Genomic DNA, 20,762 nt, shown 5'->3' with positions numbered 1-20,762 from the left:
TTAGGTGCCTTGGGGTATGTAGATGGGTTGCATCATGTGCCAGTCTTGGGGGTGGTTGAGGATGTTGTTGGCGATGATGTCAACGCAGTATTGGGTGGTGTCGCGGACGCGTTGGTGGGTTGTCCCGCTGGTGGGGGGGGCAGGTGGGTGGAATTGGATGACGGTGCGGTAACTGGTGGTCTCGGGGGTGGATTCGTAGTGGATGGTGACGGGTAGGACTGCTATTCCTGCGGTGATGGCCAGGGCAGCTGGGCCGACGCTGGCGTTGATGTGACCGCCGGGGAAGGTGGTAGCCACTCCCCCGCCGGTGAGGTCTCGATCGGCCAGTAAGGGGATGATGACGGGTTTGTTGGTTGCGCTGTGGAGGGTGCGCAGTACGTTTCCTTCGCCGGTGAGGGCGATGATGCGCATGCCTAGGGCGTGGCGAGTAGCGCGGAAAAGGGTGAAGACGCTTTCTGGTTGGAGGCGTTCGGCGACTGTGACGACGGGGCCCAAGTCGAGTTGGGCCCATGCTCCTGCGAGGTCCCAGTTTCCGCTGTGGGAAAGGAAACAGGCAACGGCACGGGGCTGCTCAGGTGATCCCATGGCTGCACGGATGTGATGCAGTCCTTCTATTCGGGTGCAGTTTCGGATGTCCTCGGGGGTCATTGCTGGTAGCCGGAATAGTTCGCACCAGTAGCGCAGGTAGGAGCGAACTCCGTCACGGACGAGAGTTTCCAGTGGGCGAGGATGCGGTAGGTGTGGGTGCAGGTGTCGGTAGTTTTCGCGCAGGGTGCGTACGCCTTGCCCGTTAGCGATATAGGTCAGGTGGGCGGCGAGGTCGAACAGAGCGAAGGTCAGGCGTTGCGGTAGCCGTGGAATAACCTGCCATGCTGTGGCGAATGCGCTGGTTGTGAGCTTGTTGCTGATGCGTTTACGCCAGGTGTGTGTGGGGTTTTTCATGGCATGGGATGGGTGTGGTCGGTGCGTTTTTTCTCGATTTCTTTTGCGACTGCGTGCATTCGTTGCCATACGGTTAGGGCGCTCGCGGCAGCTAGGGCCCACAGGATGTAGCCGAGGGTGTCGCTGGGCAGGTTGGCGATGTCGACGATGAATGCTCCGGCGAGGGTGATGAGGAGTCTGTCGGCGCGTTCGGCGATGCCGGTGTTTGCTCCGGTCATGCCTAGGCCTTCGGCGCGGGCTCGGGCGTAGCTGGTGACGAAAGCGAAGACGAGGCAGAACAGTGAGGCCCAGGTGGCGGAGGTTTCGTGGGGTTGGCGGGCATAGAAGAGCAGGAGGCCGCCGAATACAGCTCCGTCGGCGAGGCGGTCGAGGGTTGAGTCGAGGAAGGCTCCCCAGGTGCTGGTGGTTCCTGATAGGCGTGCCATGGTGCCGTCGAGGAGGTCGAATAGGACAAAGAATGTGATGAATAGGACTCCGGGTGCGAATTCTCCTCGGGGGAAGAACCAGAGTGCGCCTGCGCATACGCCTAGTGCCCCGATGGTGGTGACTGCGTCAGCGTTGAGGCCTATGCGCAGGAGGATTTTGGCGATGGGAGTGGCGATTTTGGTGGCGAATGATCGGGCGAATTTGTTCAGCATGGGGCCCCTTCGTGGTTGTTGGTGTGTGGGGGCCGCCGTTGTGGTGGTGGGCATTCGCTGTCGTGGGTGGGTGTGTGGTGTCGGGTAGGCGCTGCGAATGCCGGTGTGCTCATGATTAGCCCACCCTATGTGACGGGGTGGCTTTTCTTGTCGGTTGGTGGTGCTGCTTATTGGGTGGTGTCTGTCCATCCTTGAGTGAACATGCGTCGGGTGTCATCGAGGAGGACGGGTAGGGCTTTGGTGCGGCCGATGATGGGGAAGAAGTTAGCGTCGCCGGACCACCGGGGAACGATGTGTTGGTGTAGGTGGGCTGCTACGCCAGCGCCTGCTACTGCGCCTTGATTCATTCCGATGTTGAAGCCGTGTGGGGCGTTGACGCGCTGCATCATGCGGATTGCTTGGCGGGTCATTGATGTGAATTCGTCGAGTTCTTCGTCGTTGAGGTCGATGTACATGGGGATGTGGCGGTAGGGGCAGATGAGGAGGTGGCCGGGGTTGTAGGGGAAGAGGTTGAGGATGGCGAAGCAGTGTTTTCCGCGGTGGATGATAAGTGCTTCTTCGTCGGTTTTGGTGGGGCCTGTGCAGAAGGGGCAGTCGTTTTCTTTTGCCGTGTGTGGTTGTGATGTGTTTTTTGTTTCGGAATTGCCCTGGATGTAGGCCATGCGGTGCGGGGTCCAGAGGCGTTCGAAGCCGTCGTGTTCACCGGCAAATTGCGTGGCTGGGTCGATCCGGGGCGGTTGGGTCATGGGCCTGATTTTAGGTCTGGTGGTGGGGTGAGTCAGGGGTGGCACGGTGTGTGTCCGTGCCACCCCTGACAGGTGTGGTTTGTGCTTTTGTTACTCGGTTTCTTCGGGTGTGTGGGTGGAGGCGACAGGGTCGTTGTTGTCGCGGCTGCGGATGGTGGTGAGGATCCGTTCGATTGCTACGTCGACAGGGACTTTGTTTTCTTGGCTGCCGTCGCGGAAGCGGAAGCTGACGGCGTTGTTGCTGCGGTCTTCTTCACCGGCGATGAGTGTGAAAGGGACTTTGGAGGTGGATGCGTTGCGGATTTTCTTGGGGAAGCGGTCGTCGCTGTGGTCGATTTCGATGCGAACGCCGTGTTCGCGTAGGCGTGCTGCGATTTCTTCGAGGTATTCGCCATGTTCTTCTGCGACGGGGATTCCGGTGACTTGCACGGGGGCGAGCCAGGCGGGGAATGATCCTGCGTAGTGTTCGACGAGAACGCCGAAGAATCGTTCGATGGAACCGAATAGCGCGCGGTGGATCATGACGGGGCGTTGACGGGTTCCGTCTGCGGCTTGGTATTCGAGTTCGAATCGTTCTGGCAGGTTGAAGTCGAGCTGAATGGTGCTCATTTGCCAGGTGCGGCCGATGGCGTCTTTGGCTTGTACGGAGATTTTGGGGCCGTAGAACGCGGCGCCGCCGGGGTCGGGGACGAGGTCTAGGCCGGAGTCGGTGGCGACTTGGCGCAGTGTTTCGGTGGCTTCTTCCCAGGTGGCGTCATCGCCGACGAATTTTTCTGGGTTTTTGGTGGAGAGTTCGAGGTAGAAGTCGTCGAGTCCGTAGTCCTTGAGTAGGTCTAGGACGAAGGTGAGCAGTCGGGTGAGTTCGCCGCGCATTTGGTCGCGGGTGCAGTAGATGTGGGCGTCGTCTTGGGTGAATCCGCGGGCGCGGGTGAGGCCGTGAACAACGCCGGATTTTTCGTTGCGGTAGACGGTTCCAAATTCGAAGAGTCGTAGTGGTAGTTCGCGGTAGCTGCGTCCGCGGGAGCGGAAGATGAGGTTGTGCATGGGGCAGTTCATCGGCTTGAGGTAGTAGTCCTGGCCGGGTTTGGTGATGTTGCCTTCGCTGTCGCGTTCCTCATCCATTTGCATGGCGGGGTACATGCCGTCGCGGTACCAGTCGAGGTGTCCGGAGACTTCGAACAGGTTTCCTTTAGTGATGTGTGGGGTGTTGACGAAGCTGTATCCGGCGGCGATGTGGCGTTGGCGGGAGTATTCCTCCATTTCCATGCGCATGATGGCGCCTTTGGGGTGGAATACGGCTAGTCCGGAGCCGATTTCGTCTGGGAAGCTGAACAGGTCCATCTGGTTGCCGAGGCGACGGTGGTCGCGCTTTTCGGCTTCGGCGATGCGGTCGAGGTAGGCACGCATTTCGTCTTTGGTGGGCCATGCGGTGCCGTAGAGGCGTTGCATGCCGGCGTTGCGTTGGTCGCCGCGCCAGTATGCGGCGGAGCAGCGCATGAGTTTGAAGCCGTTGGCGAGCATTTTGGTGGTGGGTACGTGGGGGCCGCGGCATAGGTCGCGCCAAACGACTTCGCCTTTGCGATCGACGTTTTCGTAGATGGTGAGTTCGTCGCCGCCGACTTCCATGGACGCCCCTTCTGCTGCGGCGTCGATGTCATCAGCGTTCTTACCAGATCCGGGGCCTCCAGCGAGGCTGATGAGTTCGAGTTTGTAGGGTTCGTTGGCTAGTTCGGCTTCGGCTTCGGCTTGGGTGATGACGCGGCGGCGGAAGGTTTGCCCTTCGTTGACGATGCGCTGCATCGTTTTTTCGAGTTTTTTCAGGTCTTCAGGGGTGAAGGGTTCTTCGACGTCGAAGTCGTAGTAGAAGCCGTCGGTGATCACGGGGCCGATGCCGAGTTTAGCGTTGGGACGCATGCGTTGTACGGCTTGGGCCATGACGTGGGTGGCAGAGTGGCGGAGTACGTTGAGGCCGTCTTCGCTGCCGATGTCGACGCTGTCGATAGTGTCGCCGTCGGACAGGGGGTGGGCGAGGTCGACAACGCGGCTGCTGTCGTTGTTGGTGAGGCGGGCAGCGACGATGCGCTTGTTGTCGGCGAACAGGTCAGCGGCAGTCGTGCCCTGCTCGACCGTTCGTTGCTCTCCGGCTACGGTCACGGTGATCTGCGTGGGCACGATGGTCTCCTCGATTAGTTACGTGGTGTTGATGTACATGCGGCGTTGTATAACGCTCGCGCAATGATGCTACGTCCTGGTACCCACCCTGGTAGCAATCGAGGGGTGCGCATGATCGCCTAATGAGCTGTGCGCAGGGCTATGTGTGTTGTGTTGTCGGTGCGGAAAAAGGGGGTTGAGCGGTGAGTTCGGAGCAGGTGCGGGGCGTGGCTGCGTCGGGTTGGATGATGTTGGCTTGTCCGGTGTGTGGTGGGGATTTAGAGCCTGATGTACAGGTTCGGTGTTTTGGTTGTGGGGCGGGTCATCGTTTTGATCGAGCTCGTCAGGGGCATGTGACGTTGTTGGGTGGTCGGGGTCGGCATGGTCTTGTTGCTGATGATGCGGCGATGGTGGCGGCGCGGTTTGAGGTGCAGTCTTCGGGGTTGTATCGCCCTATTTTGGATGGTGTGGTGCAGGCTGTACTTGAGGGCGGGGTGTTGCCTGCTGGTGGGGTGGAGTTGGGTGGGGTTTTGGATTGTGGTGGTGGGACTGGCTATTACGCGGCAGGGGTTTTGTCGCAGACGCCGTTGGGTTTTGGGGTGGGTATGGATTTGTCGGTGTATGCGGCGCGTAGGGCGGCTAAGGCGCATGCGGGGTTGGTGTCGGTGGTGGCTGATACGTGGGAGCGTTTTCCGATTCGGGATGGGAGCGTTCAAGTTGCGTTGGTGGTTTTCGCGCCTCGTCATGGCGCGGAGCTGGGGCGGGTGTTGCGTCCGGATGGTGTGGTTGTGGTGGTGACTCCGTTGTCTCATCATTTGGCGGAGTTATCGGGGGCTATGCGGGTGAGGGTGGATCCGCGTAAGGAAGAGAGGCTTGCGGCTTCGATGGAGGGGTTTGATGTGGTTTCGCAGCGGTGTGTGGAGAGTCGGGTGCCTGTGGAGGCTGCGCAGGGTCGTCTTTTGGTGGGGATGGGTCCTGGGGCGCATCATGCGGGAGATGTTGATGGATTGGTGTTGCCCTCTGAGGTGACGTTGGCGGTGCGGGTAGGGGTTTATCGGCCAGTTGGGGTGGGGTGAGGTGTGATTGTTTGGGGGCATGTGGAGGCTGGTCGCCACATGCCGACCGAGTCGATGGTGCCGTGTCCGGGAACTGTTGATATCTGGTTGAATCCGAATTTTTCGTAGAAGGGGATGTTCGAGATTTTGGATGATTCGAGGTAGGCAGCTTGTCCTGCTTTGTCTGCGTGGTGGAGGCCTTGTTGGATGAGAGCGCTTCCGGCGCCACGGCCACGAGCGGAGGGGATGGTTCCTACGGCTTTGAGGTACCAGTGGGGAATGGTGGGTAGGTGTGATCGGATTTCGTTTTGGGTGAGTAGGGCGTGGTGGAATCGTTTACCGAAGATGGAGAGGTATGTGGGTAGGCCTTTGAGCTGTTGGAGGAGGGTGACGTGTTCGTTGGGGACGCCCCAGAGCGCGCATCCGAGTGCTTGGCCGTTGGTGGTGTCGCGGGCGAGGTACACGTAGCCGTTGGCGGTGATTACTTCGGTGATGATGCGGCGGAAGAGCGTTGGGAGTCGTTGGTGGTCGCGGGCTGGAATGAGACCGAGGGTGTATTCGTCGTCGGCGAAGGCTTGTGCGAGTACCTCAGCGCATGTGTCGCGGTCTGATTTAGAGCCGGGAACGATTGTGAGGTTGCAGTTGGGCATGGCTACTCCCCTTTGAGTGGTCATGTGTTTAATTTTATTTATTTTCAGGAAAGCTGGGAGTGAATGGGTGGTTATTGCGGGATGGTTCTGCGCATGGAGTAAAAGTGCAGCAAATGCGTGGAGCAAATAAAGAGTTGGGGTGTCACGGATATATCCGTGACACCCCAACGGTGTTGCGATGTGCTCAGATCATCAGTGAGCAGGTAGTGCTCTACTGGTGATCAGAGGAGGTGCTGGGTCACTTGGCGCCCATGCGAGCGGTAACCATGTAGCCCCAGGTGGGGTGCTTGTACACGCCCACGCCACCGATGGTGTGGCCCTTGAAGACCATGGGCAGGTAGTGCGGCTGGGAGTTGATCCACTGGTTGACTGCCGTCTTCGCCGGGTCCGGGCCAGCGGCCAAGATTTCCCCGTAGTTGTTGTAGTAGAAGCTGGACTTGTCGTGAACCATGGTGTTCAGGTCAGCCTGGTGCTTCGACCATGCACGGGAGTCGTTGGCTAGGCGCTGGTCCCACTTCAGTGGTGCAACGCCAGCCTGCTGGCGGGTCTGGTTGATCTTGTCGAAGATCGCGCGCTCGATCTGGTCGAGCTGAGCGTCTTTGGATCCTTCGCCGGGCTGACCGGGCTTGCCGGGGTGCGACGGGTCACCAGGCTGACCAGGCTGACCAGGCTTGCCGGGGTGCGACGGGTCACCAGGCTGACCAGGCTGACCAGGCTTGCCGGGGTGCGACGGGTCACCAGGCTGACCAGGCTGACCAGGCTTGCCGGGGTGCGACGGGTCACCAGGCTGACCAGGCTGACCAGGCTTGCCGGGGTGCGACGGGTCACCAGGCTGACCAGGTCGAGAAGGCTTGTCGCCACCGATGTTGCCTACGCCTGTGCCATCGCCAGGCTTCTTACCGTGGTCGCCACCGGGGGTCTTGTCACCACCAGGAGTCTTGTCACCACCAGGAGTCTTGTCACCACCAGGAGTCTTGTCACCACCAGGGGTGCCAGGCATACCCGGGGTCTTGTCGCCACCAGGAGTCTGGTCGCCACCGGGGGTTTTGTCACCGGGGTGCGTGGGGTTGGGGTTGGTGGGGTCGTCGCCGTAGCCCTTGTCGCCAGGCTGGTTCGGGTTGCGGTCCTGGAAGTCAATCCACGGGCAGTTGCGGTAGAAGCCATCCTTGATGGCACCGCCGGTGAACTTGTTCACGAAGGAACGAACGCGGTCGGCTCCGCTCGTGCGGTCGTTGATGACGTCGTCGAAAAGCTCTTTGAACTCTTCGCTTGAGAGAGCGAAGGGAATGGGGTTGACCAGGTTGGCCTTTTCGGGGGTCTTGGCCTTCTTGTCCTTGTCACCGGCTTTCTTGTCACCGGAGGTAGCTGCCGGCTTGTGGCTCGACTGGTCGTGCTTCCCGTCTACTGCGAAAGCAGTCCCGCCGACCACCAATGAGGAGGCCAGGCCGCATGCGGCGGTAGCCGCAATCATCCGGGAGGCGCGCTTGCTGAGCTTTTTCTGCATACTTTCTCCTGTATTTATGCCTTGTCGAAGGGCATTGGGGCCGTGGAGGTGCGCCCCTGTGTATCCCTGCTTTTTTGGGGGGGGGGCGTCCCGCCCCTTGTGCAAGGAGCGGGACGCGTGTTCACCGGGGGTGAATCACTTCTTGAGCGTGCCCAACGCCTTCTTGTAGGCGGCGTCGAGCGCGGCAATTTCTTTGTCGACGTCGGCAACGGTGACGTTGATCTTGGCCCAGACGCCGACAGCGTGTGTGATGTTCTTGTTGAGCTCTTTGTAAACACCGCGCTCGGCCTTGCCGAGGATCTTGGTGTCGCGGCCCCAGCGGATCTCCCAGATCTTGCGGTTCAGGCCGGCCTTGACGTAAATGGTGGCGCGGTCGGTCGGCTTGAGGTCGGGGTAGTTCTTGACCTTCTCAAGATCCTGGATGAGCTCATCGCGGGAAGCGTTCAGCTGCTCCATCGTGGAGGTGGGGTTGCAGACGCGGATGATGGCTTTGGTGACTGCGAAGCCGAGCTCGGCGTGTGCCTGGGTAACTTTGTTACGCAGGTGTTTGTGGGAGTAGTGGATGGTGATAGCGATCTGGCGAACGACCTCGACGCGGGCTTTGATGGTGGCGGGGTCGAATGCCGGAGGCTGCCCAGAGGCGATGGCGGTGATGGTGCCACGCAGTTCGAAAGCGGTCTTCAGGAGCTGCTTGATCTCCTTGAGGTAGTTCGTGTCAGGAGCGATTTCCTTGGCGGTCTGCAGCTCGTTGATGGAGTTGTTGATCTTGTTCAGGTCATTCTTGGCCTCAGCGCGGTAGGCAGCGATGGCCTCTGCGGAGACGTGAGACTGAGCTGAGAAGCTGGTCTGCGTGGTGAGAGGAGCAGCGTGGCTCGGCACGGAGTAGATGAAAGGGGAGATTGACAGGGCGCAGGCGGCCAGGCCCGCAACTGCCTTGCGTGAGCTGAACATAAGTTTTCCTCAGGGTGGTAAGAACCCGGCTGAGCCGGGCTGGGGAGTTTTGTTCTTTTGACGCTCCGCTTCAGGGCGGTGTCGAGTTTCGACGTGCTCGAGTGGGTGCGTGGTCGTTCGAGGGGACTCGCTGTTCATCCGTCCACGTGCCGTCATCGGTGCGACATCGGGTGTTGTTTCGCGGCGTGGCGCCTTGAAACAGGTTGGCTCGCGGCCAACGAGGAGAACGCTACCCATGCAGATGGGACCCACCTGGCCACAAGGTGACCCACAGCATCTGCAGGTCACACATATGTGTATATGGGGATTTGCCTTTATTTGCAGCATGTGTGGGCACCCACAGGGGGTGTGCGGGGATGTGTGGGCAGCTGTTTTTGCGTGGAGTCAGCGCATGTGCTCCGCGGGCAGGTGGCTGATTGGCTCCTGCCGAGGATTTCACGGTTTTTCCTGGTGAGAAGGGGAAGAAGAGTGAGTGGTGAACTGTATGGCGGGCGATGTGGCTGTCAAGTTTGCGTGCCACTGAGAGGCTTTCCTGCTTTTTACCTGTGAGTCAGATGAATGATGCGTCACGCCTGAATAAAATTCTCAGCGTAGATACAGGTTATTGATGTGAGTCTGGGTGAGGGGTGGGTGAGAGCTCAAGTGAGGCCCAACAGGTAATTCGGCATTTCCTCTTCAGGCGCCGCTGCCTTTAATGAGGCTCATACATAGCAACAAGGCCCGAACCGAAATTAACCAGGATTTCGGTTCGGGCCTTGTTTGGTGGTGGACGTGAAGGGACTCGAACCCCTGACCTTTCGCGTGTGAAGCGAACGCTCTAACCAGCTGAGCTACACGTCCGTGAGCTGTATGCCCAAGTGCTTCGCAACTGTATCCAATGGTTCCCCGATCACCCAAATCGGGGATGGAATTAGTGGTTTCTCTGGTGCGAGCAGGCTTATTTTCCTGTGGTTTTCGCGTCAGTGCGATGATCGCGGCACGACTTTGTGGGATGCGCAGTTCACGGTGTAGCGCTGCGCGTGGTGTGCCTTCTGGTCACAGAAGACCTCGCCTCATCATGTGGCCACGGATTGGTCGTTATTGGACAAGGACGTTATTAAAGGGGGTACGTCAGTGCAGGGCACAACACATGCAGTGAGTGGTTTCGCCGGAGGGCTATGGGTGGCGACGTGGTCACGGATGGCGGTTGGTCCATGGAACGAGCTGGTTTCTGGGACATCGCTGCCAGGTCTTCATGTCTTGTCCGATCGTGATGCGTTGCTGTTCGCAGCTGTTGCGGCCGGGTGGGCGATCGCTTCGGACTTAGACACCCCCCGATCGAAGGCAACGCGAGTGTGGGGACGGCTATCGGCAACTTTGACGTGGCCACTGCGCAAGGTCGTTAAGCACCGTAAACAGACTCACTATCTGGTGTTGTCGTCGTTGGCGATGGCTGGTTTGGTTCTGCTGGCAGGTATGTATCCCCTGGCTGCGGCCCTGGTTGTTGCTTGGGTTACCGGATTGGCATTGACTGGATTGGACGATGTGCTTCCTGGTGATACCTCGCACCCAGGCACAAACCTGACCTTGTCTGCAATTGCTGGGGCGCTTGCTTATCACTTCAGCTGGTATCCGTGGTGGATGCCTTTGGCGGCAGCAGTGGGAGTGGCAGTGCACATCATCGGAGATTCACTGACGACAGCGAAAGCGCCTCGTATTGGTGGCGGCCGGTGGGGTCTTGGGCTTTTCTCTAACGGCACCCGCGGGGAGTCGATTGTATTTGTTCTCTTGTGCGGGGCGATTGGTTACTGGTTTGTCTATTCGATTGGGGCGGCGGCTTCTCCGCTACGGCAGCTATTCATTTCGTGATGCGGTAAGCGCGCGCTAGTGCATCAGAGAAAAAGATAGGTGTGCATGAAATCGCCGATCGGTTGCGGAAGCCGGTCGGCGATTCCGGTGCTCCAAGCCGAGATCCATAGCGCAGCCCATACGATCAGGCACGTCCCTAGTGCTACTGCCCCGCGTATGGCTAGCGATTGGGCACCAATCCATATAGTCCAGGCGCGAACTTTGGCCCATCCCCATTGGTGGAGGCGATGGGCCCAGGTGAATTCAGATGCCCATAACGCCACACCGATAAAGACGACGAGCCACCCGGGCCCGGGCAAGGGGACCATGATCAGCCCCGCTGTCACGATCAGGAATCCCGCAACTGCGACGCCGAGTCGGTACAGCCGATATGCGTTTGCGTTAGCTTGAAGCCGCTGATGCCATTGCCACTGCCCCGGATGGAAAAGTTTGGCTCCCCCGTCGTCCATGTCTCCTCCTGCATCGCAGCTACGTGTGGCCTATCCCCGAGGAATTCAACGTGTGTGCTGCGGCTGCGGTTCCTGTTCAGACCGCGGCGAAGAGTTCGTCTGCGTAGGCTCCGAGTCGTTCGGTAAGGGCTTCTTCTTCGAGAACTACGGAGATGGAAGAGATCGCCATCCCTGCCTCTCCGCAGTAGCTGCAGGATTGGTAGTTGTTTTCGCCCTCATGTAGCACGCGAAGAAGTTCAGTGAGGCTTCTGGCTGAGATTTCACGAGTGTTAGAGGTCCCGAGTTCGCACCGGTGCGCCAACGTCACCGCGTATCGGCGCGACGCAATATCCAGGTTCATTATTGCCTTTCCGTGGCATCAGGTCGACGGTGGGCTGGTGCGGTTGCACGTCGTGTGCTGTCAACGCTGGCAGGACACGCAGCAAGGGGGCCCTTGTCGAACCGGATCGATTCCATTCAGTTGTTGTGATCGGCGCTGGTGAGTAGGACTTGAGACATGGTCGGCGCCAATTTGTCACCGACTTGATATCTCGCTGGCATAGCTGATGACTCCCCCTTGTTTCTTACTTTTATTGGATGTGAATTTCTTCAGCGGAGCATGCAGGTGCGCTGCATGCAGTACCGCTGTTGTAGGCCACCCCTCGTGCCTCGAGAATGACATCTCCCCCGGTAGTGCTAGCTTTCCACGCTGTTCGTGCGCCACCTTCGGTTGTTGCCGGTTCGAGGAAGAGCTTTCCGCGAGTGACGGAGGGTGCGTGGATGATGAGCCTATCGATCGTGAATGCGGTTGCGGGGCTGTTGGGATAACTCCGTGCCGCTAAGTTCTCGATGAGGTTATAGCCGATGCGTGGTGCTGGAACGAATCCTGGGGAGAACTGGTCGGTGAGCCGGTCAGGTCGCACGGTGTATCGCGTGTTTCCGGAGTTTTCATCGCGTTCACCGATGCGGTCGAAGGCCAACCCGGTCCACACCATGGTGACGGGTGCTTCTTGGGGGCCGATGGGGTGCTGGTATGCGATGTTCTCGGTGGTTTCGATGGCGGGTGTGTGTAGCCGTGATGGGTAGCTTCCGGCGAAGGTGATGACGGCGTGGGCGACTTGTCTGCCCATGCAGCTGGCAGTGACTTCGATATGACGAGCGTGCATGGTGTTGTTTGAGGCGTGGGTGAGATTGGCTGCGACACGAACGAGGTGCATCGTTGCCTCAGCTAGACCGCGCAGGTTGACCGTCAGGTGACGTATTTCGATCACGCGTTGCCGGATGTCGTTGGTTAGCCAAGCTGCTGTGGCGACCATCTGGTCAACGAGAACACTGATCGGTACGCAAGGGTTGCCTTCGAGGCGCACATCAAGGTTGGCGTTGTCTCCTGCTGGGGCTAGGTCTACGCGGATGGCGATGCTTTTGTCACTGATGTAGTGCTCTGGGCGTCCGATTCGTGCCAGGGCGGTGCGGGTTTCGCGGGTTCCAGGAACGTCGCTATGAGCGAGGTATCCGCGAGCAAGCATTGGCCCTGTGGTGACTTCGATACGGTCACCGAGGTCGACTGCTCCTTCGGAGGTGGCCAGAATTTCGTTGGCCCAGGCGTGTGCGTAGACAGCGGTTTCGGATTTGTCGGTGATGCCTGCGGTCAGGGTTTGCACGGCGGTGCGTGGAGGGATTTCTTGCGTGGCCCACCTGGCTACATATGAGAGAAGTTCAGCGATGGCGCCAGCGTGGATGTTGTGCGCACCAGCAAGGGCTGGGCGGGTTGTGCTGGTGAGCACGGAGATCACGGCTGGATCAGCATTGTTTTTCACTGCATCTAGCAGGTGGAGGAACCCTTTGATGCGTCGTTCCAGTAGCCTGTTCGCGCTGTCGAGGGGGTCGTTTCTTTCTTCAACAGTAAGGTCGGCTCCTTCGGCGTGGATGACGGCGCTCAGGTGGGGCCCTAGTTCAGTAATGAGGGCGTTGACTTCATTTTGTTGGGTGATGTCGCAGGTTCGGGGTTCGATCCCTGAGCGCAAAAGATAGGAGCGTTGGCTACGTGGCGCACTGGGCGCAACTGCGGCTACAACACGTGTTCCGGTGTCAATGAGGCGGCGCGAAAGGGCACAGACAACGGGGATGTGGCTACCGGTAACGAGGGCGGTGTCGTGGTCGGTGAGGGTGAGTATGGGGGCTGGGGTGGGTTCGACTACGGAGACGGGGCGATAGCGCACTCCATCGAGTAGCCCTATTTCGAAGCTTCCCCAGCGGTAAAGCTCACGGATCAGGCCGTAGGCAAGGGTTTGCGTGTCGATGTAGGTGGGAAAGTCCACAACGCGAGTGTTGACGCATTCGTAGTGCAGCGGGAGCGCTTTGGCTAGTCCGGCCCATAGGCCTGCGTGCGGGTTTTCTGGGGCTGCGGGGGTGGCTAGTTCTCCCCCAGTTCGGGTTAGGGCTATGTAGAAGTAACGGTTGGCGTCTCCAGCGCGAGACCATTCCGGGCCCACGATTTCCAGGGCCATGATTGTTTGACGGTATTGGGCGATCCACGAATCGCGGATTTTGGGGAGGGTCAAGATGCCCAGGCCAAGATCGATGATGCCGTCGACGGTGGTGCCGTGGGGCGTGAGTGCGCGGCGGAGCGCAGCAGCAGCTTCATCACGGTCGCTGTGAATTTCGGTAGGGATGTTTCCCTCGATCCGCACAGTTTTGGCGCCTTCAGCGTGCAGAGCTGAGATGATTGCGCTGGCGGTGGCATCACCGATGCCGAGGATGGCGATAGTGCGGCCATCAAGGTTGGGAGAAGGAGCTCCGAAGCGGACGACTTCTTTGAGATGTCTGACGGTGCGTTTGGCTGTCGTGCTGTTTCTGCGTGAGTTTCTCACTCGGGCTATCTCCGACCCGTCTTCCGTGACTAGTGGTGTCGTGATGGTGGTGCGTGGCGGGTATGCGTCGAAAGGACATTACCTGAGTGTTTGACTGCCAGGGTAGGGCGGCTCTGTCTGCAATGAGCGTGGAAGGTGCTACGTACCTGGTTCGTAGGTGTAGAACGTGCTTTTTCGGTCAACTCGCCTGAGTGAAAAAATTTTTCGGTGACAAAGTCACGCATAAAAACTTTGGGCCCCGGATCTAGATCCGGGGCCCAAAATACATGGTGGGCGATACAGGACTTGAACCTGTGACCTCTTCCGTGTCAGGGAAGCGCGCTAGCCAACTGCGCCAATCGCCCGGGGTCTTGATGGTGTACCTATGCGAGGTGGAGACGGGATTTGAACCCGTGTAGACGGCTTTGCAGGCCGTTGCCTCGCCTCTCGGCCACTCCACCAAAAAGGGGAGAAACAGGAGATGATTGTCCCCTCCAGAGCGGATGACGGGACTCGAACCCGCGACCCTCACCTTGGCAAGGTGATGCTCTACCAACTGAGCCACATCCGCACGATGCTCCACGTACCCTAGCACACTCGCCGAGTCCATCGCTCCTGGCTACCTGGTTATCAAACCACCTACCAGCAGGAAAAACTCGTGCTCACAGCCAATTTACGCGGCATGAAAGAGCATCAAATGACACTCAATACATGGTGGGCGATACAGGACTTGAACCTGTGACCTCTTCCGTGTCAGGGAAGCGCGCTAGCCAACTGCGCCAATCGCCCGGGGTCTTGATGGTGTACCTATGCGAGGTGGAGACGGGATTTGAACCCGTGTAGACGGCTTTGCAGGCCGTTGCCTCGCCTCTCGGCCACTCCACCAAAAAGGGGAGAAACAGGAGATGATTGTCCCCTCCAGAGCGGATGACGGGACTCGAACCCGCGACCCTCACCTTGGCAAGGTGATGCTCTACCAACTGAGCCACATCCGCACGACATGCAGCAGTTTCCGCGATAAACTCAACCGAATTTCCGCATTAACTCCGGGAACTTGTCCCGATCGCTGCGTGCTCAGAAACGTTAACCCGAACTCTCGGGCAGAACCAAATCCACCCGAACAACGCACAGATCACAGCGGCAACTCCCCCTCCGTAGTCAACTCATACCGCTCCTCCAATGTCGGCAACTCATGCCGAAGGATCCGCCCCACCACACTCCGACTCACCCCCGTGCTCCGCGCAATGGTCCGATGCGAGGCCCCATCAGCACTCATCCGCCACACATGCTGATACTGCTCACGCGTCACTCGCGAGGGACGCCCAGGCTTGCGTCCCTCCTTACGGGCACGCGCCATCCCCACCTCCGTACGCTCCTTAATAAGTGCCGAATCCACCCCAGCCAACGCCGTAATCACATTCAGAGCCACCCGCCCCTCAGGCGTGCCCGTATCCAATCCCTCCTCCAACGAGCGCAACATAATTCGCTCATCAGCGATCGTGGCGATAGTCCGCAACAAATGCGACGTGCTGCGCGCCAGCCGATCCAAAGCAGTCACCACAATCGTGTCTCCCGGATGCGCTACCCGAATCAATGAATCCAAACGAGGACGCCGCTGGCGCGCACTCGAAGCCACCTCCACAACAATCCGCTGCGATTTCACCCCCGCCCGCCGCAACAACACCTGCTGCTCACGCACCCCCGGTTGATCCGCCGGAGCAGCATCAGGCACCGTCTCCGCCACCCTCACATACCCCCACGTCAACGGACGGCGAATATGCCCACCAAGACCGAACAAATGCTCGGAATCCTCAACCAGGCCTTCCGTCGCAACAGAGAACAAATCGTCGGACGTCCCATTCTTCACCCCGTCATCCTGCCTGCATCACCACCCTGGTATCGAGTCCACGCCCCCACCACACCCCCAGAACCGACGCCACGCCGACCAACTCACCCAACCCCACTGTCACCCTGACTAAGCTCTTGCCACACAGCGAAACTCGCTCACAACGCGGCCCGAAGCCGCCACGTCACAACGTGCACACCCCAACCGCAACCAGTACCGCCCCACTACGTGCACAAGGAAGGCAACATGCAGCTCTGGCCCGGAAACGCCTACCCCCTCGGCGCCACCTACGACGGATCCGGCGTCAACTTCGCCCTCTTCTCCGAAGTGGCCGAACGCGTAGAACTCTGCCTCATCGACGACGAAGGCAACGAAAAACGCCTCGAAATTACCGAAGTCGACGGCTACGTCTGGCACGCCTACATCCCCGGAATCCAACCCGGACAACGCTACGGCTACCGCGTCCACGGCCCCTACGACCCCGCCTCAGGTCACCGCTGCAACCCCAACAAACTCCTCCTCGACCCCTACGCCAAAGCCATCGAAGGGCTAGGCAGCGGCGACGAAGCACTCTTCTCCTACGCATTCGACAACCCCACCAGCTACAACGACACCGACTCCCTCGGTCACACAATGCTCTCCGTAGTCATCAACCCCTTCTTCGACTGGGGACACGACCGCCCACCCAGGCACGAATACCACGACAGCGTCATCTACGAAACACACGTCAAAGGACTGACCCAAACACACCCCGACATCCCTCCAGAACTACGCGGCTCCTACGCAGCCCTCGCCCACCCCGCCACCATCGACCACCTCAAACGCCTAGGCGTTACCGCAGTCGAACTCCTTCCCGTCCATCAATTCGTCCAAGATTTCCACCTCATCGACAAAGGACTACGCAACTACTGGGGATACAACACCATCGGATTCCTCGCACCCCACAACGAATACTCAGCCTCCGGGGAACGCGGACAACAAGTCACTGAATTCAAATCCATGGTCAAAGCCCTCCACGAAGCCGACATCGAAGTCATCCTCGACGTCGTCTACAACCACACCGCCGAAGGCAACGACAAAGGCCCCACCCTGTCCTTCAGAGGAATCGACAACCAGGCCTACTACCGCCTGGTCGAAGGCGACGAGGCCCACTACTACGACACCACAGGCACCGGAAACAGCCTGCTCATGCGCAACCCCCACGTCCTACAACTCATCATGGACTCACTGCGCTACTGGGTCACCGAAATGCACGTCGACGGATTCCGCTTCGACCTAGCCGCCACCCTGGCACGCCAATTCCACGAAGTCGACAAACTCTCCGCATTCTTCGACATCATCCAACAAGACCCAGTCATCAGCCAGGTCAAACTCATCGCCGAACCCTGGGACCTAGGTGACGGTGGATACCAAGTCGGAAACTTCCCACCACTATGGACCGAATGGAACGGCAAATACCGCGACACCGTTCGAGACTACTGGCGCGGAGAAGCAGCAGCCCTCTCCGAATTCGCCTCCCGCCTATCCGGATCATCCGACCTCTACGCCCAATCCGGACGCCGCCCCATCGCCTCCATCAACTTCATCGTCGCCCACGACGGATTCACCCTGCGCGACCTCGTCAGCTACAACGAAAAACACAACCTCCCCAACGGTGAAAACGGCAACGACGGTGAAAGCCACAACAGTTCCTGGAACTGCGGCACCGAAGGCCCCACCAACGACCCCGACATCACCGCCCTACGCCTACGACAAACCCGCAACTTCCTCACCACCCTCATGGTCAGCCAAGGCGTCCCTATGCTCGCCCACGGCGACGAACTTGGACGCACCCAAAACGGCAATAACAACGTCTACTGCCAAGACAACGAAACATCCTGGATCAACTGGGAACTCAACGAAGACCAAACCACACTTCTCGACTTCGCCACCCGAATCATCAAACTACGAAGCGAACACCCCGTCTTCCGACGCCGCCGCTTCTTCGCAGGAAACGCCAACCACGGAGGAACCTCCCCCCTGCGCGACATCCTGTGGCTACGCGTCGACGGCACCGAAATGGCCGACGACGACTGGAGCACCGGCTACGCCCGCACCCTGACCGTCTTCCTCAACGGCAACGCCATCGCAGCACCAGACGAACGCGGCCGCCCCGTCTACGACGACGACTTCATCCTCATGTTTAACGCCCACAGCGCCCCAGTCGAATTCACCGTCCCCACCGAACTAAGCAACGTCCACTGGGTCGAAGAAATCAACACCTACTACGAAACCGGCTCCCCCCACGAACCCACCAGCCACCTCCCCGGAGCCACCATCACCGTGCACAGCCGCTCAGTGATCATCCTGCGCAGCGAAGAGCCCCCCTCCCCCACTGACGAAACCACCCAAACGCAAGAACCCGCCCCCACCACCGAAAACGACTACACCGCCTCATCAGCCGCCGCCGCAGCCGCCTACGCAGCCCTCGACGACGCCACCAAAACACCGACACCAAGCGAAGAGCCCCCCTCCCCCACTGACGAAACCACCCAAACGCAAGAACCCGCCCCCACCACCGAACCAGACCCAACCACAGAAAACACCCTCGAGGAACTCTGCCCCTGGGATGAAGAAGAAATCCCAGCCTGGGCGGCAAAAACCACCACTGGCCACAGCCACGACGACGAAGACTAAAACAGTTGAGGGGCCCGTTTAGGCCCCTCAACTAGCCACCTACACCCCGTTCTGTAGATAGTTCGCTACGACGGCCTCCCAGCGCTGCGGATCGGTGTTCCATTCCTTCACGTGCCGCGCAACCTCCCACTCCTCGTACCGAACCAAATCTGGTCGCAACTGAGCTAACTCGCGCGAAGGCCCCACCGGCACCACCTCGTCATCCACCGAGTGGATCAGCAGCATCGGATGCGCCAACTCCCCCGATCTGTGCTGCCAACTCGTTCGCGCCACATCCAACGGCTCACGCACGCCCACAAGCCGTCGTGACCATCGCGCACCAATCATCGACTGCGCCAAAGTGCCCAGCTGCGGAGGAATATGCCGGCGCCGCCCCTGCTCAGCGATCACATCCACCCAATCGACCACAGGGCTATCCAAAACCACCCGTGTCACCAGCGAAGACAGGGGCGATAAGTCCAGCATTTGCAGCACTACTGCCCCGCCCATCGACCACCCGAAAAGCGCAACTTCTGAAGCGCCGCCCCGGCCAGCGAAATCCACGCTCGCTTCTACGTCGCGCCACTCTGACAGGCCCAAGTTGTACAGGCCGTCCGCGCTTGAGGGCGCCCCAGGAGCATTTCGATATGAAGGCACCAATACATCCCAACCAAGGCGATGCAACACAGGAATTGATCGCAACGTTTCGTGCCGAGTTGCTCCGCGACCATGCACAAGAACAGCACAGCGTCGCGAGCGCCCTACTTCTTCTGCTCGCACTAACCACGCGGGTAGGGGGCCGACTTCTGAGGGGATGAAGACGTCTTCGTAGGGCAATCCGAAGGCACGTTCGGGGCCGACTGCCCAGTAGTAGCTGTCCCAGCGGCCGCCGCCGGGTTCAGGTTCGCCGAAGTCGATGCCTTCGAGGCGTCGGATGATTGTTCCTGCTTTGTCGTCGCGGTCGACGATATGGCCGATGCGGATGTGTGAGCCGCCTCGGTTCAGCCATACGCCGTATCTTCCCGGGACGATGGTGTCTGCGGATGCGATGAGTGTGACTGTTTCGTTTTTGCGGTCGATTGCGCAGACGCGGACGTTGTCTGGTTTGTCGTACACCGGGGTGAGCAGCATGCGGGCTAAGTATGCTCCGGCGCCGACCCATCCTGCTGAGGCTGCTAAAGCGCTCAGGCCTGCGGCGCCTCCTGCTAAGGCCAGTGGGCGTATCAGTCCCCATGACTTTGCTTGTTCACCTGTCGCTTTTTTCACTCCGCCATCGTGTCAGGGCCCCTTGGGTGATTCCACCCCCGAACCGTTTTCACCGGCGAATGCTGGGTGAATGAGTGGTTTCTTATGAGGGAGTAGAAACAGATCCTTGGGGCCCTGTGGAGAGTTTATTGGGGTGTTGTGGGGATTAACTCGCCTTGGAGGACGACTACGCGCCAGGTCTCGATGAAGGAGCTGTTTTCGCCGATGCGTAGAACACCGTCGGCGAGGATTTTGCGTGCTGCTTGGGCATCGCCGGAGTAGTGGTCCATTTGGACTGTGACTTTCTGTCCGGGAGCGAGGTGTTCTTTGATTTTTTCGAGGTAGGCGGGCAGTTCTTTGGGGGACTTGGGTTGTTCGGGGGCGAGGGGCTGTGGGTAGGCGTGGGCGAGACCGTTTCCGCACAGGGGTCCGGTGGCGTATTGGGCGAAGTCTTCTGCGGAGCAGTCAGTAGGGCGGTAGGGGGCGATCCAGGTTACCCAGTGGTCGAGTTTTTCTGCGCCGGTGAGGACAACTACGTGCCATTCTTTTGCGATACGGGCGTCTTCGCCTGCGGTGAGTCGTTTGTCTGCGATGACGGCTGCGACTTCGTCTTGGGATCCGATGTATCGGTCGAATTGCACTGTTATTTGCTGTCCGGGGCCAGGCTGAGTTGCAGGGTTTTGAGGTAGGCGCGTAGTTCTCCTGCGGTGCGGGGTTGCTGTTCAGCGAGTTGCTGTGGGTAGGTAAAGGCCATGCCGCGGCCGCATTGTGGGGTTTGGGTGAGGTCGGCGAAGTGTTTTGAGGAGCAATCGCGAGGGCTGGTTGCGCTGGTCCAGGTGACGAATGTGTCTGTTGCGGCGGAAATTTCGACGTTTGTGGGGGGCTCTTCGGCTGCGAAGGTTGCTGGGGCGGGGGTCAGCAGGAAGGCAGAGGTAGATAGGGCGGCAGCAGCGAGGGCTTTACTGAGGATGGTGGCGGTTTTGGGCATGGCAGGTCTCCTTGGCCAGGATGGGTGTCCCCCACAAAAGGGTGGGGTCACCAGTAGGTAAAACCTGCTTGGGGTCAGGTGTGGCATGTGTATGTGTGCATTGCGGTGGCCCTTGCGGTCGGCAGGGCGTTGGTGCAGGTCATTGCTTGGTCAGGTTGCATCTAGGGGGTTGTCTGGGACGGCAGTGTCGGACAAGGGTTTTCAGTGATTTGGTGTGAGGGTGTACTGGGTGCGGGAACGTTGTGGGGAGTTTGTGTGTTGGGGTG

The 20,762-nt window shown here is 59.4% G+C and carries 17 protein-coding genes and 7 tRNA genes; 3 read left to right on the top strand and 21 right to left on the bottom strand.

What is annotated here, in order from left to right; translation table 11 throughout:
* From DXZ77_RS04615 to thrS, 4 genes are all read right to left on the bottom strand, one after another.
* Entirely contained in the window at nt 1–942 is a 942-nt protein-coding gene (locus DXZ77_RS04615; protein ID WP_181816031.1) for a phosphatidylinositol mannoside acyltransferase, read from the bottom strand.
* A complete protein-coding gene (gene pgsA, locus DXZ77_RS04610) occupies nt 939–1,580 on the bottom strand; it encodes a phosphatidylinositol phosphate synthase (RefSeq protein ID WP_115032551.1) in 642 nt (213 codons plus the stop codon). Before pgsA ends, DXZ77_RS04615 begins: the two co-directional genes overlap by 4 nt.
* 167 nt (nt 1,581–1,747) lie before the next feature.
* On the bottom strand, nt 1,748–2,326 hold the full coding sequence (locus DXZ77_RS04605; RefSeq protein ID WP_115030305.1) for an HIT family protein: 579 nt from the start codon (nt 2,324–2,326) through the stop codon (nt 1,748–1,750).
* Nucleotides 2,327–2,416: 90 nt separating this feature from the next.
* A complete protein-coding gene (gene thrS / locus DXZ77_RS04600; RefSeq protein WP_115030303.1) occupies nt 2,417–4,498 on the bottom strand; it encodes a threonine--tRNA ligase in 2,082 nt (693 codons plus the stop codon).
* A gap of 182 nt (nt 4,499–4,680) precedes the next feature.
* Between thrS and DXZ77_RS04595 the strand changes: the two genes are divergently transcribed.
* Nucleotides 4,681–5,553, top strand: coding sequence for a putative RNA methyltransferase (locus DXZ77_RS04595; RefSeq protein ID WP_220181591.1), 873 nt, complete (start codon nt 4,681–4,683; stop codon nt 5,551–5,553).
* Here DXZ77_RS04595 and DXZ77_RS04590 read toward each other — a convergent pair.
* The 4 genes from DXZ77_RS04590 to DXZ77_RS04570 all read right to left on the bottom strand — a co-directional run bounded on the left by DXZ77_RS04590 (nt 5,529) and on the right by DXZ77_RS04570 (nt 9,477).
* Nucleotides 5,529–6,206, bottom strand: coding sequence for a GNAT family N-acetyltransferase (locus DXZ77_RS04590; protein ID WP_115030302.1), 678 nt, complete (start codon nt 6,204–6,206; stop codon nt 5,529–5,531). The two genes, DXZ77_RS04595 and DXZ77_RS04590, sit on opposite strands and share 25 nt — an antisense overlap.
* A 214-nt stretch (nt 6,207–6,420) precedes the next feature.
* Nucleotides 6,421–7,686 (bottom strand): CAP domain-containing protein, encoded by a 1,266-nt coding sequence (locus tag DXZ77_RS04585; RefSeq protein ID WP_115030301.1) that lies wholly within the window; start codon nt 7,684–7,686, stop codon nt 6,421–6,423.
* 135 nt (nt 7,687–7,821) lie between these two features.
* Complete coding sequence (locus DXZ77_RS04580; RefSeq protein WP_115030300.1) at nt 7,822–8,637, bottom strand: CAMP factor family pore-forming toxin; 816 nt, start codon at nt 8,635–8,637, stop codon at nt 7,822–7,824.
* Between the two features lie 763 nt (nt 8,638–9,400).
* Nucleotides 9,401–9,477: transfer RNA gene (locus DXZ77_RS04570), tRNA-Val, on the bottom strand.
* Nucleotides 9,478–9,771: 294 nt separating this feature from the next.
* Here DXZ77_RS04570 and DXZ77_RS04565 point away from each other — a divergent pair.
* On the top strand, nt 9,772–10,485 hold the full coding sequence (locus DXZ77_RS04565; protein ID WP_181816030.1) for a metal-dependent hydrolase: 714 nt from the start codon (nt 9,772–9,774) through the stop codon (nt 10,483–10,485).
* Between the two features lie 23 nt (nt 10,486–10,508).
* On the opposite strand, the gene DXZ77_RS04560 is transcribed toward DXZ77_RS04565, so the two are convergent.
* The 10 genes from DXZ77_RS04560 to DXZ77_RS04520 form a co-directional block, all read right to left on the bottom strand.
* Complete coding sequence (locus tag DXZ77_RS04560) at nt 10,509–10,934, bottom strand: TIGR02611 family protein (protein ID WP_115030297.1); 426 nt, start codon at nt 10,932–10,934, stop codon at nt 10,509–10,511.
* Between the two features lie 76 nt (nt 10,935–11,010).
* Nucleotides 11,011–11,274 carry a hypothetical protein gene (locus DXZ77_RS11720; protein ID WP_147279194.1) on the bottom strand — a complete coding sequence of 88 codons (264 nt, stop codon included), beginning with the start codon at nt 11,272–11,274 and terminating at the stop codon, nt 11,011–11,013.
* 229 nt (nt 11,275–11,503) lie between these two features.
* Nucleotides 11,504–13,783 carry a Rossmann-fold NAD(P)-binding domain-containing protein gene (locus DXZ77_RS04555; RefSeq protein WP_115030296.1) on the bottom strand — a complete coding sequence of 760 codons (2,280 nt, stop codon included), beginning with the start codon at nt 13,781–13,783 and terminating at the stop codon, nt 11,504–11,506.
* Nucleotides 13,784–14,050: 267 nt separating this feature from the next.
* Nucleotides 14,051–14,127: transfer RNA gene (locus DXZ77_RS04550), tRNA-Val, on the bottom strand.
* Nucleotides 14,128–14,152: 25 nt separating this feature from the next.
* Nucleotides 14,153–14,223 (bottom strand) — tRNA-Cys (locus DXZ77_RS04545).
* A 37-nt stretch (nt 14,224–14,260) separates the two neighbouring features.
* Nucleotides 14,261–14,333: transfer RNA gene (locus DXZ77_RS04540), tRNA-Gly, on the bottom strand.
* A gap of 141 nt (nt 14,334–14,474) precedes the next feature.
* Nucleotides 14,475–14,551: transfer RNA gene (locus tag DXZ77_RS04535), tRNA-Val, on the bottom strand.
* A gap of 25 nt (nt 14,552–14,576) precedes the next feature.
* Nucleotides 14,577–14,647, bottom strand: a tRNA-Cys gene (locus tag DXZ77_RS04530).
* Between the two features lie 37 nt (nt 14,648–14,684).
* A tRNA-Gly gene (locus DXZ77_RS04525) sits at nt 14,685–14,757 on the bottom strand.
* A gap of 137 nt (nt 14,758–14,894) precedes the next feature.
* Complete coding sequence (locus DXZ77_RS04520; protein ID WP_115030295.1) at nt 14,895–15,629, bottom strand: recombinase family protein; 735 nt, start codon at nt 15,627–15,629, stop codon at nt 14,895–14,897.
* A gap of 225 nt (nt 15,630–15,854) precedes the next feature.
* Here DXZ77_RS04520 and glgX point away from each other — a divergent pair, with 225 nt between their 5' ends.
* Nucleotides 15,855–18,284 (top strand): glycogen debranching protein GlgX, encoded by a 2,430-nt coding sequence (gene glgX, locus DXZ77_RS04515; RefSeq protein WP_115030294.1) that lies wholly within the window; start codon nt 15,855–15,857, stop codon nt 18,282–18,284.
* 39 nt (nt 18,285–18,323) lie between these two features.
* On the opposite strand, the gene DXZ77_RS04510 is transcribed toward glgX, so the two are convergent.
* From DXZ77_RS04510 to DXZ77_RS04500, 3 genes are all read right to left on the bottom strand, one after another.
* Entirely contained in the window at nt 18,324–19,529 is a 1,206-nt protein-coding gene (locus DXZ77_RS04510; RefSeq protein WP_258553130.1) for an alpha/beta hydrolase family protein, read from the bottom strand.
* A gap of 125 nt (nt 19,530–19,654) precedes the next feature.
* Nucleotides 19,655–20,149 carry a hypothetical protein gene (locus DXZ77_RS04505; RefSeq protein ID WP_115030292.1) on the bottom strand — a complete coding sequence of 165 codons (495 nt, stop codon included), beginning with the start codon at nt 20,147–20,149 and terminating at the stop codon, nt 19,655–19,657.
* Between the two features lie 2 nt (nt 20,150–20,151).
* Nucleotides 20,152–20,496, bottom strand: a complete 345-nt coding sequence (locus tag DXZ77_RS04500; protein ID WP_115030291.1) for a hypothetical protein — start codon at nt 20,494–20,496, stop codon at nt 20,152–20,154.
* Nucleotides 20,497–20,762 lie beyond the last annotated feature (266 nt).

It is taken from the genome of Dermatophilus congolensis (assembly GCF_900447215.1).
Lineage (GTDB): Bacteria > Actinomycetota > Actinomycetes > Actinomycetales > Dermatophilaceae > Dermatophilus > Dermatophilus congolensis_A.
The sequence above is the reverse complement of the archived record's forward strand: the minus strand, read 5'-3'. Positions and strand labels throughout refer to the sequence as shown.